The 11,110-nt window shown below is 56.0% G+C and carries 8 protein-coding genes; 4 read left to right on the forward strand and 4 right to left on the reverse strand.

Going from position 1 to position 11,110, the window contains the following annotated elements:
- Positions 1-6: 6 nt before the first annotated feature.
- From CA54_RS12205 to CA54_RS12215, 3 genes are all read left to right on the forward strand, one after another.
- Positions 7-1,023: a DUF1571 domain-containing protein gene (locus CA54_RS12205; protein WP_146371037.1), complete on the forward strand. Its 1,017-nt coding sequence runs from the start codon at positions 7-9 to the stop codon at positions 1,021-1,023.
- Between the two features lie 107 nt (positions 1,024-1,130).
- Positions 1,131-2,420 carry a thiolase family protein gene (locus CA54_RS12210; RefSeq protein WP_146371038.1) on the forward strand — a complete coding sequence of 430 codons (1,290 nt, stop codon included), beginning with the start codon at positions 1,131-1,133 and terminating at the stop codon, positions 2,418-2,420.
- Positions 2,421-2,534: 114 nt separating this feature from the next.
- Positions 2,535-4,691: a 3-hydroxyacyl-CoA dehydrogenase NAD-binding domain-containing protein gene (locus CA54_RS12215; protein WP_146371039.1), complete on the forward strand. Its 2,157-nt coding sequence runs from the start codon at positions 2,535-2,537 to the stop codon at positions 4,689-4,691.
- A gap of 20 nt (positions 4,692-4,711) precedes the next feature.
- Here the strand turns inward: CA54_RS12215 and CA54_RS12220 are convergent, their stop codons facing one another.
- From CA54_RS12220 to CA54_RS12230, 3 genes are all read right to left on the reverse strand, one after another.
- Positions 4,712-6,037: an excinuclease ABC subunit UvrC gene (locus tag CA54_RS12220; protein WP_146371040.1), complete on the reverse strand. Its 1,326-nt coding sequence runs from the start codon at positions 6,035-6,037 to the stop codon at positions 4,712-4,714.
- Between the two features lie 310 nt (positions 6,038-6,347).
- On the reverse strand, positions 6,348-7,472 hold the full coding sequence (locus CA54_RS12225; protein WP_231963045.1) for a carboxylate-amine ligase: 1,125 nt from the start codon (positions 7,470-7,472) through the stop codon (positions 6,348-6,350).
- A gap of 7 nt (positions 7,473-7,479) precedes the next feature.
- Positions 7,480-8,724, reverse strand: a complete 1,245-nt coding sequence (locus CA54_RS12230; protein WP_146371041.1) for a M20 metallopeptidase family protein — start codon at positions 8,722-8,724, stop codon at positions 7,480-7,482.
- 300 nt (positions 8,725-9,024) lie between these two features.
- On the opposite strand from CA54_RS12230, the gene CA54_RS12235 reads away from it, so the two are divergent.
- Complete coding sequence (locus tag CA54_RS12235; RefSeq protein ID WP_146371042.1) at positions 9,025-9,699, forward strand: polysaccharide deacetylase family protein; 675 nt, start codon at positions 9,025-9,027, stop codon at positions 9,697-9,699.
- On the opposite strand, the gene CA54_RS12240 is transcribed toward CA54_RS12235, so the two are convergent.
- Positions 9,667-10,974, reverse strand: a complete 1,308-nt coding sequence (locus CA54_RS12240; protein ID WP_146371043.1) for a phenylacetate--CoA ligase family protein — start codon at positions 10,972-10,974, stop codon at positions 9,667-9,669. The genes CA54_RS12235 and CA54_RS12240 overlap by 33 nt on opposite strands.
- Between the last annotated feature and the right edge of the window lie 136 nt (positions 10,975-11,110).

Consider the following 11,110-nt stretch of genomic DNA (forward strand, 5'->3'; position numbering starts at 1 on the left):
GATATCATGACTCTACAGCATTCTTCGCCGATTGGGCGGTCTAAACCCCGCCGGCTTCGTATCTTAATGTTGCTTTCGACTATTTGTATCCTCGGCGTGATCGTCAACACGCATCGGGGCAGTCAACGCCCGGTGGCCGATCCGCACGACTTCCGTAAAGCCAGTCGTCGCGCGGCGGCGGTTGCTCCCATCGCCAAGGCTTCAAATAGCGATATTCTCCAGGTTTCGGTGACCGAACAGACTTTGCAGTCCACGACCGCGCAGCCTGTGGCTGTTGAGGCGCAACAAGACCCGCAACTACATGCACTACAGACTGCGTTGACCTTGCTGCAAAACGGACGCGACCGGCTCAAAAGTATCAATCACTACACCGCGACGTTTATCAAACAAGAACGCGTGGGCGATGAATTGACCGAAGGGGACGTTACGGAAATCAAGGTCCGTCACGAGCCGTTCAGTGTGTATATGAAATGGGTCGAAACAGATGCCGGGCAGGAAATGTTGTACGCCGACGGCGTCAATGACGGAAATCTCTTGCTAAAGCAAGTGGGTTGGAAATCGCGACTTCTCCCGGTCATTAGCTTGGATCCGCACTGCGTGCTGGCTATGAGCCAGTCACGTTACCCGGTGACTCAAATGGGCTTGCTGCGTTTGGTAGAGACCCTCATCACCGATCGTCGAAATGACATAGAGAAGAAGACCGAGTTGAAGTGCCAATTGTTCGACGATGAAGTCTGCCACGAACGCCCCTGCTATCGATTTGTCCTGGAATATGGGAGCCAGCAGGTCTCTGCGACCTATCGAAAATCCGACTTGTTTATCGATAAAGAGCTCTCCGTTCCGGTCCAAATCGCCAACTTTACCTGGCCCGATTCGGACTGGGGTGCGGATTGGGGCTGCGAGGAAATGGATGACGAAACGTTGATCGAATATTATGGTTATTGCGACTTGGTACTGGGCACTCCACTGAGCGACCTTGATTTTGATCGCTCAAACGAAGAATATGGGTTCCAGAAAGATTGAGACCGTCGCGGAGCCCGCTCGCTCTGAATCGACGCGTCACAACGACGGATGCCGGTGCACCAGTGCGCCGGTCACTTTAGGATAGCCATGATGGCAGGGAGGGACCGATGGCCACAGCCGTCATTGTTGATGGGATTCGTACGCCGTTTGTAAAAGCGGGAGGACCGCTGACCGACGTCGACGCGCCCGAATTGGGGCGGATGGTCGTCCGTGAATTGCTCGACCGCAATAACTTTGATCCCGCGGCCGTCGACGAATTGATCGCCGGCAATGTGGCGTCACCCGCGGATTCGGCCAATGTCGCACGTGTGATCGCGCTGCGGTGCGGCATGCCGCAGGCCAGTATCGCGCACACCGTCAACCGCAATTGCGCCAGCGGCATGGAAAGCGTGACCGAAGCAGTCGCCAAAATCGAAGCGGGCGAAGCAAGCTGCGTCGTTGCTTTGGGGGTCGATTCCATGAGCAATATCCCCGTCTTTTGGAAAAAACGATTCGCCGAAAAGCTGTTTTCCGTCGTCAAAGGTCGCAGTCCGCTACAGAAATTGGGAGCCATCACCCGGTTTCGCCCAGCCGATTTTCAGCCGCAGATCGGCATCGAGATGGGCCTCAAAGATCCCGTTTCCGGTTTGATGATGGGAGACACGGCTGAAAAGTTAGCCCGTGAATATGACATCAGCCGTGAAGAACAAGATGCCTTTGCGCTCCGCAGCCACCAGCGCGCGGTCGAAGCCTGGAAAGAGGACCGGCTTAGCAATCAAACCATGACCGCCTATGCCGGCAAAAAGGCGACTCCGATCGAACAGGATATCGGACCGCGCGACAACCAAAGCCTCACGGCCCTTGGCAAATTGAAACCTTATTTCGATCGTCGTTGGGGGACCGTTACCGTAGGCAATTCCTGCCAAGTCACCGACGGCGGGGTCGCCCTGTTGATCATGGAAGAAGAGACCGCCAAGATGCACGGACTGCAACCGCTGGGGAGAATTCGCGGTTCGGCCTACGCCGGTTGTGATCCCGCACGCATGGGACTCGGACCGGTCTATGCCAGCGCCAAAGCGTTAAAAGCCAGTGGCATGAAACTCAGCGAAATGGAATTGGTCGAAATCAACGAGGCCTTTGCCGCCCAGGTGCTGGCGTGCTTGAAAGGTTTTGAAAATCCACCCCAGGATTGTGCCGCCTATGAGGACCGCACGCTGCTGGGGCCGCTGGATCAAGAGAAATTAAACGTCAATGGCGGCGCCATTGCCTTAGGACATCCTGTGGGGGCCACCGGGGCGCGATTGGTCTTAACAGCGCTGCGAGAATTGGAACGGCGCAACCAGCGCATCGGATTGGCGACATTATGTGTCGGTGGCGGACAAGGCGCAGCGGTCATCGTCGAACGCATCGCTGCGTGAGCGTTTTTGCGAAATGTTCAAATTTGAATGAGCCACAGATTGAACACAGATAAAAGTTATTAAAAACAGCAGAACGGAATTGACCGTCAGTACGACGGACAGGGAGGAAACAGGATGGCCATTATGTGGCACTATGACGAACCGGTGGACGGTTTGTTGCATGTGCGGATTGATCGCGCCGATCGGCCGGTGAATTCGTTTTCGCGGGCAACCTTAGAGGAACTGCGCGATCTGTTGGTTCACGTGCGCAACGAGGACTCGATTCAGGGCGTCGCTTTTTGCAGCGGACAGCCGGGCAACTTTATCGTGGGTGCCGATGTCACCGAGATGAAAGACCTGGATGGCGAAGCGGCGGCCCGCGAGATGTCGCAATTCGGTCAGAAGGTGTTTGACCAGTTGGCAGCTCTCAAGGTTCCCACCGTAGCGCTGATCTCAGGCGCCTGTTTGGGCGGCGGATTAGAATTCGCCATGGCCTGCAAATATCGTCTCGCCGACAAAAATCCCAAGACGCAGTTGGGACTCCCGGAAGTGATGTTGGGGCTGATTCCCGGTTGGGGGGGCACGGTCCGGTTGCCAAAACTGATTGGACTGATCGATGCGCTGCCGATGATGCTCACCGGAAAAATGCTCAACGGCTTTCAGGCACGCTCCAAGGGATTGGTGCATGATGTGCTTCCCAACGAAGGGTTAGAGCGCGCTGGCATCCAAGTGTTGAAATCGGGCTTGCCAAAAATGTCCGCCCGCAAGCCTCCGCTGTGGAAACGCATTGCCAATAATTTCGGTCCGATAAAAAAGTATATCCTCAATAAAGCCGAACAGCAGGTCCAACGCCAAACGCGGGGACATTACCCCGCACCGCTGAAAGTGATTGAATCGCTCCGTGAACAAATCGCGTCCGGAATGGATAGCGGCTTTGATGTTGAGGCGAATGCGATTGCGCAGCTCGGACAAAGTCCGGTTACACGAGAATTGATGCGGCTGTTCTTTCTCAGTGAAGCGGCCAAAAAGCCGCCTGAAGATTTGACCGTCAAACCGGACGCAAACGCTGTGACCGATGCGGCTGTTTTGGGCGCTGGAGCGATGGGAGCTGGAATCGCGCTGCTACTGGCCCGCAAAAATGTTTGGACGCGGCTGAAGGACATCAATTCCAAAGCGGTTTCCGCTGGTCTGCAAACGATCAACGGGTTGTTGAAAAAGGATCTCGCGCGGAAGCGGATTACGCCGCTGGAGCGAACGCGTACGTTGGATCATTTGCGGCCGATCACCGATTACAGCGGCTTGAAGCGCACGGATATTGTCATTGAGGCGATCGTCGAAAACCTCGAGATCAAACGGGAAGTCTTTCGCGATCTGGCTGAAGCGACCGGCCCGGATACGGTTTTGGCGACCAATACGAGTTCGCTGACTGTTTCCGATATCGCCGAAGGCATGTCCCGTCCGCAGCGGATTGTCGGCCTGCATTTTTTCAATCCTCCGCAACAGATGAAACTGGTGGAGATCATTCGCACGCCCTACACCAACGATGCGGCGATCGCTACCGCATTTGCCACGGTGCAAAAACTCGGCAAGACGGGGATCGTTGTCGGGGATTGCGCCGGTTTTCTGGTGAATCGCATACTAGCGCCGTATATGAACGAAGTCGGCTATCTGCTCGAGGAAGTCGCCGAACCGTTGGAAATCGACCGTGCGGCAACTGAGTTTGGGATGGTGATGGGGCCCATCAAAATGGCCGATCTGGTTGGTTTGGATATTGCCGCCCACGTCGCCGCCAACATGCACGCCGCTTATGGCGACCGCATGAAATCGGCCACGCTGTGGACCAAGTTGGGTGAGATGCGCGCCAAATCCGGCGGCGGCAAACGCCTGATCCAAGGAACCGGCAAAAAGAAACAACTCGCTCCGGACGTGACAGAAGCCATTGACCAAATGCGGCGGAGTGGTCCGTCGGGAATCAGTGCCACGTTATCGCGTGAAGTGATCATCCAGCGGTTGATCTATCCCATGATCAACGAAGCGGCCCGCTGCCTGGAAGAAGGCATCGCCTCGAAGCCGGACGATATTGACTTGGCGATGGTCCTGGGAACCGGCTTCGCGCCGTTTCGCGGTGGCCCGTTGCAATATGCCGACGCCGTGGGCATCCAGCATGTCTGTGAAACGCTCGACAAGTTCGCCGAGAAAATGGCGCGGATGACCCCTTGTGCCAAATTGCGAGAGATGGCCAAAGGGAACGAAAAATTCAGCGACGCCAAGGTCGCCACACCAGCCGCCTAAAACACTGCCGGGGCACTCGGTTAGTCACCAAGTGTCGATTTGCTACGCAGAATGTGGTGGTAGTGCTGCGCGAAACGGTGGGCTTCGTCGCGGACGTATTGCAGCAACCGCAGACCGTAGGAATGTCGGCTCAGGCGGCGGGGTTCCTCTTCGCCGGGGACGTAGACCTCTTCCTCACGTTTGGCGAGAGAAATCGTAAACGGCGGGTCGATCTCCAGGGCGCGCATGGCGGCCATTGCCGAAGTGAGTTGGCCCTTTCCGCCGTCAATCAGCAGAATATCGGGAAACGACTCGCCTTCATTGCGCAGACGGTCCAATCGACGGGCGACGACTTCGTGAATGGCGGCAAAATCGTCCACGCCGGCAACTGTGCGAATCTTGTAACGTTTGTAGCCGCTTTTGAATGGCATTCCGTCGATAAATTGCACCAAACTCGCCACGGTTTCGCCCCCGCCCAGGTGAGCAATGTCGACCCCTTCGATGCGGCGGGGCGGGTGCTCCAGCTTGAAAATCTGCTTCAGCCCGGCGACCCCTTTTTTAGGATCGATATAAAACACTTCCGGTTGCACGTGCTCCTCCAAATCGCCACGGAGGTTCATGCTCTCCAGCAAATGCAATTGATCGCGCAGCCGCGCTGCTTTTTCAAATTGCAGTGACGAGGACGCCTGTTCCATTTCCTTCCGCATGTCGGTGAGCAACCGCGCCTTTTTGCCGTCGAGAAACATCCGCAAGCGGGCAATGTCGCGGCGATAATCTTCCTTGCTGATCCGTAAATTGCAGGGCGCCGTGCATTGGTTGATGCTGTGGAGCAAACAGGGCCGAAACCACCGCCAGCGCTCGTCGCCATCTTCGATGTCGAGGGTACAAGTGCGAAAACGAAAGATCTTCTGCAAGACAGCAATCGTGCCCCGCAATTTCTTGGCATTGGTGAACGGTCCATACAACTTCGTGCCGCGGTTTTGTGGTGTGCGGGTGAATTCCACGCGGGGGAAATCTTCGCGAATGAAAATTTCCAAATACGGAAACGTTTTGTCGTCCTTCAGTTCTTGGTTGAAGGTCGGCTGAATGTCCTTAATCAACCGCGCTTCCATCAACAATGCATCGACTTCGCTATCCGCCTCCAGAAAATCAATATCGCGGATCTGCGTCACCAATTCCGCCGTGCGACGCTCAATAGCAGCCGCCTCGGTGAAATAACTCGATGCGCGGCTCCGCAGGTTGACCGCCTTGCCAACATAAATCACCCGCCCCTGCCCATCCTTCATCAGATAGACCCCCGGCGTTGAGGGAAAGGTACGAACCTTTTCACGCGGATCGGGGGGTGTTGGTTTGGTGGGGGTGGTCATTTTTGTTTGGTAGGCAGTAGGCAGAAAGGAGTGGCCGGTGGTTAGTGGCCAGTGGCCAGAAAAAAGGGGGGGGTGGCTTGTTCCTTAGGTTGTCAATTAGTACGGCAGGTACGTTTCTGCTTGGATCGGCCGGCCCTCACGTCTGTCGCCTCAGGCCAACGATACCTACGGTCTACAGCCTGATGCAGTGGCCAGTGGCCAGAAATAAAGCGGGGGGGGCTGCTGTAATCCTTACATTGTCGGCGAGTTTGGCAAGTGCGATTCGGTCTGAATCGGCCGGGCCTCACGCCTGTTCCCTCACGCCTCACGCCTATTTCACCCAGTGATTGGCGGCTAGCATTTGTTGGACGACTTCTTTGCGACTGTTGGTTTCGGCGAAGATTTCTAGTTGTTGGTCGGCGCCGGTTTGCTTGGGGAGGTCGCGGACCGATTCGAGTCGTTCGAGGCAATCCAGGTCCTTGGCGATGGGGAGTAGCAAGTCGACCAAGTTGTCGGTCGTTTCTTGGACCGAGTAAGTCTTATAGTCGTCGCTGTTGACCAAGCGGGCATCGGAACCGTAACGGGTCGCCCGCCATTTGTTTTGCTCGACCATCATGGGGTGATATTCCGATTGATAGGTGCCGTTGTCAATTTCGCGCGAGAGCGCCACCACCAAGCATTGGGTTAAGGCGGTCAAGGCGAGCACCTGATCGAGTCGAGCGGGCATGTCGCACATACGGATCTCGACCGTGCCAAAATTGTTGTGCGGCCGCACATCCCACCAGATTTCGCGGACGGAGTTAATAAACCCTGTCTCTTCCAAGTGACGCACCAGCCAAACGTATTCGCTGTAGTTGCGCATTTGACTGGGGAGTCCGGCCGTTGGGAGGCCTTCCATGATTTTGGAACGATTGGAGTGCAGCCCCGTATTGCGGCCTTCCCAAAAGGGGGAGTTGACCGACAAGGCTAGAAACAGCGGCAGATGTCGCATCATGCGATCGCAAATCATGATCGCCTTGTCGCCCGTGTCGACGCCGACATGCACGTGAAGCCCAAATGTCACCAGCCGCCGGGCGACGTCCTGCATCAATTCTACGAGGCGATAATAGCGGTCGTTGACGGTGATTTTTTGATCCCGCCAGGAAGAAAAGGGATGCGTCGCTCCCCAGAACAGCTTCAAGTCCAAGTTGTCGGTAATGGCTTCGACCTGTTGCAGGACCGAGCGGAGGTCGAGTTCGACATCGTTGACGGTATTGCAGATGCCGGTATTGATTTCTAAATACGACTGCATCAGTTCCGGTTTGACCCGCGCTTCAATTTCCGCAGGAAGTCCGGCCAGGATATCGGAAATGGAATTCGACAAGGCCATGGTTTCGGCGTCGACGAGTTGTAATTCGATCTCCACACCGATCGTGGGATAGTCGTTACGTTTAAAATCCAATGATTGCATCGTCATCAGTCACTCACCCCTCGGAATCGGCTTTCAGTTCTTGAGAAATCAATAGCGCCGCCCGTAAAAAAATACGCGGCCCGAGTTGGAGCACGCGCTCGTCGATATCGAATTTTGGCGAATGCAAAAAGTGCGACGGACAATTGGGAGCAGCACAGCCCAACCGATACATGGCGCCCGGCACATGTTCTAAATAGACGCCGAAATCTTCTGAGCCCATGCTGGGTTTATCGATTTGTTTGACATGCGAGTCACCCAGCACGTCACGGGCGGCCTGCGTGACTAGACGGTTGATGTTTTTATCATTGTCGACCGATGCGAGCGGGTTGCGGAATTCGACGGTGATTTTTACGCCGCTCGATTCACTCACGCCATGCGTGATCTCGCGGATGCGTTGAATGATTCGCGAGCGGGTGTCGCGGCCGATCGTGCGGAGCGTACCGAGCAGTTCAACGCTTTCTGGAATGACATTCGCGGCGTAACCCCCCAAGATTTTGCCGACGGTGAAGACCGCCGGATCGCGTGAATCAACCGACCGGGGGATATACTGGTACAACGCCCCGACCAATTGTGATGCGGCAGCGATGGGATCGATCGAATGATGCGGGCGGGCGGCATGTCCTCCACGGCCTTGAACGAAAAAATCGATTTCATCGCAATTGGCCGTCAAAAATCCGTCGCGTACGCCGGCATCGCCAACGGGCCGTTCGGGATCGAGATGCAAAGCCAGGATGGCGTCCACACCTTTGAGCACCCCCTGCTCCACCAGCGATTTCGCTCCTTCGCAGGTTTCTTCTGCCGGTTGAAAAATGAATCGCATCTTGACCCCCACCCCCGGTTCGCACTCAGCCATGGCTGCGCGAAGTTGTATCGCTGTTTTGGCAGCGGCGTAGGTGATGGTTGTATGAGCATCGTGGCCACAGGCATGTGTGACGCCATGGTTTTGCGAAGCGTAGGGGACGTCTTTTTCATCCACCAATCGCAGTGCGTCCATATCGGCTCGCACGGCGATGCGCGGTGCATCGGCGGCGGGATGGCCCAGTTCGAGGTCAGCGATCAGCCCCAACCCCCCGTGACAAATATGCGGTTCCAGCCCCGCCTCCTCCAAGCGGCCCAGCACCAGCCGCGTGGTCTGCACCTCTTCGCCGCTTGGTTCGGGATGGGCGTGCAAAAATCGCCTGAGTTCCGTCAACTCGGCATCCATTTCAGAGACCGAATCATCGATGACTTGGTAGCAACGGCCAAATGTGGTTTGCATAACGTCCTGAATTTTGGCCGCAAACGCGGCAAAGAGAACCGTGAACGTATTTCCCAATACAATGAGTGCGTTGGAAATCGACGGCTGGAATTGTGGATAAAAAAATCGTGGACTTTATTTGTCGCAGACCGCTGCTTGGGCGTCAATCCCCACCAATATGTCAATTTCGGCGTTGTGGGCGGTTGGCCTCCAATCGAATTCCTTCACGCTGCATTCGCTCTCAACAAGATCACCGGATTTGGCTAAACTTCCGCCGCCTCAAATTCGGCTCATCGACGATCTTGCCTGTAGGAATGGTATATGGTTCACGTCATCGGCACCTATTTGCCGCGCTTGCTTCGCCATGTCATCTGGGATCCGCTTTGGAAAATGCCCTCCCAGGGAAAAAATCTGTATTTGACGTTCGACGACGGACCGGATGAGGTCGCCACGCCGCAGTTGTTGGAGATTTTAGACCGGCATCAGGCCAACGCCACATTTTTTCTAAGAGGCGACCACGCCAAGCAGCGGCCGCAACTCGTGCGGGATGTGCTGTCCGCAGGGCATGCGATCGGCAACCACACCTATTCGCACGCCAACGCCTGGAAGGTATCCAGCGACGAATACGAAGCGGAATTGGAACGCGCGACCGTCATCCTGCAGCAATTGGCCGGTGAGCCAATCCGTTGGATGCGCCCCCCGTTCGGACGGATCACGCCCGCCGCACTGACCTGGTGCAAACACGCCGGTCAGAAGTTAGTCATGTGGGACGTCCTGCCGGGGGATTTCACACCGACTGCGACGGCAGCGCAAGTCGCACAATGGACACACAACCGCATTCGCCCGGGAAGCATTGTTTGCTTACACGACAACCCCAAGTCCCGCAGCGTGACACCAGCGGCGATGGAGGAGCTGCTGCCATGGTTATTGGATGACGGTTGGCGACTGTGTGCACTGCCACCGTTAATCCACACGGAAAAAACGGCGGCCTTTTAACTCAAAGCGGGGGAGGCTGCCGCTGGGGACGACTTTGATCTCCGCATGGAAATTTTGGCGGTCCTTGATCGCCTCAGCCAATTGCGACGCCAACTGAAATTTGGCTTCCGATTCGGAAATGTGCGGTTGCGGCTCGATTTCGATTTTGACGTGATGCATCGATTTACGAGTGCTGACTTCGATGCGGTACTCGACGATGTCATCGAATTCTCGCAAAATGCCTTCTAACTTGGATGGATAGACATTGTTGCCGCGAATCGTGATCATGTCGTCTGTACGGCCCAGGATTCCCCCGTCCAAACAAAGCATTTGTAAGTCGTCGTCGGCTGCCGGGATTTCGGCGCGGACACGATCCCCTGTCCGGTAACGGATGAGCGGGCTACCGAGACGGCCGAGATTCGTGATGACCAATTCCCCTTCTTCGCCTACGGCCACAGGTTGTCCGGTCTTGGGGTCGATGATCTCAGCAATGCACTCGGTTTCCAGCATGTACAAGCTGCCGGGACGGTCGATACTTTCCACGGCTAGCGCGCCGACCTCGGTCATTCCCCAATGATCGATCACCCGGGCGCCCCAAGCCGTTTCGATGGCATGACGAGTGGCAGGGATATTTCCACCCGGTTCGCCGGCTACCAAGATAATACGGACCGAGTTGCCGGCCAGATCGATGCCCTGTTCTCGCGCGATTTCGGCCAGTCGTAGTGCGTAGGTCGGCGTGCAACAGACAAACGTCGCGCCATGTTGTTCGATCAATTCCAGCCGGGCTTGGCTGCTCATTCCGCCACCCGGTAGGCACAGGTTTCCCAACCGGACCGCTCCTTCAAACCCGGCCCAGAATCCCAGAAACGGTCCAAAGGAAAACGGAAACACCAACCGGTCTTGCGGTGTGAGACGAATGATTTGATAGATCTGGGACCAGCAACGCATCAGCCAGTTCCAACAGGTTGGCGTGTCCATCCAACGCATGGGCGATCCGGTCGTGCCCGAGGTTTGGTGCAAACGGCTATAGGCATCAAATTCGTAGGTCAGATTCGACCCGTACGGCGGATGTGCCGCTTGGTCGGCAAGAATTTCGGCTTTGGTCACCGTTGGTAATCGCGGCAGGTCTTCGACACTCTTGATCGTCGCCGGATCAATTCCCGCTTCTTTAAGACGAGTCGTCCAAAACGAGTTTTGGGGAATGATCTCCGCTAACATTTCAACCAGCCTCTCGGACTGGATTTTGCGGATTTCTTCGCGGGTGAGGGAGCGGGGATCGGGGGGGGTGGTCGTCATTTTGATCTACTGCTGTGCAAGACCCCCCGGCGGAGCCGGAGGCTGGGAGGACGAAATAGCCATTGTTATGGTAGTGGTTTGTAACTGCAGCGGCCACGCGCATTACGACACGCGCCTTGGAATTCCAACCGGTTCC

This window comes from Symmachiella macrocystis (assembly GCF_007860075.1).
GTDB classification, from domain to species: Bacteria; Planctomycetota; Planctomycetia; order Planctomycetales; family Planctomycetaceae; genus Symmachiella; species Symmachiella macrocystis.

Excerpts from the sequence above, each read along its gene's own strand:
- CA54_RS12235 (WP_146371042.1), top strand. The coding sequence starts at position 9,025 with ATGGTTCACGTCATCGGCACCTATTTGCCGCGCTTGCTTCGCCATGTC.
- CA54_RS12215 (WP_146371039.1), top strand. The coding sequence starts at position 2,535 with ATGGCCATTATGTGGCACTATGACGAACCGGTGGACGGTTTGTTGCAT.
- CA54_RS12210 (WP_146371038.1), top strand. The coding sequence starts at position 1,131 with ATGGCCACAGCCGTCATTGTTGATGGGATTCGTACGCCGTTTGTAAAA.
- CA54_RS12230 (WP_146371041.1), bottom strand. The coding sequence starts at position 8,724 with ATGCAAACCACATTTGGCCGTTGCTACCAAGTCATCGATGATTCGGTC.
- CA54_RS12225 (WP_231963045.1), bottom strand. The coding sequence starts at position 7,472 with ATGACGATGCAATCATTGGATTTTAAACGTAACGACTATCCCACGATC.
- CA54_RS12220 (WP_146371040.1), bottom strand. The coding sequence starts at position 6,037 with ATGACCACCCCCACCAAACCAACACCCCCCGATCCGCGTGAAAAGGTT.
- CA54_RS12240 (WP_146371043.1), bottom strand. The coding sequence starts at position 10,974 with ATGACGACCACCCCCCCCGATCCCCGCTCCCTCACCCGCGAAGAAATC.
- CA54_RS12205 (WP_146371037.1), top strand. The coding sequence starts at position 7 with ATGACTCTACAGCATTCTTCGCCGATTGGGCGGTCTAAACCCCGCCGG.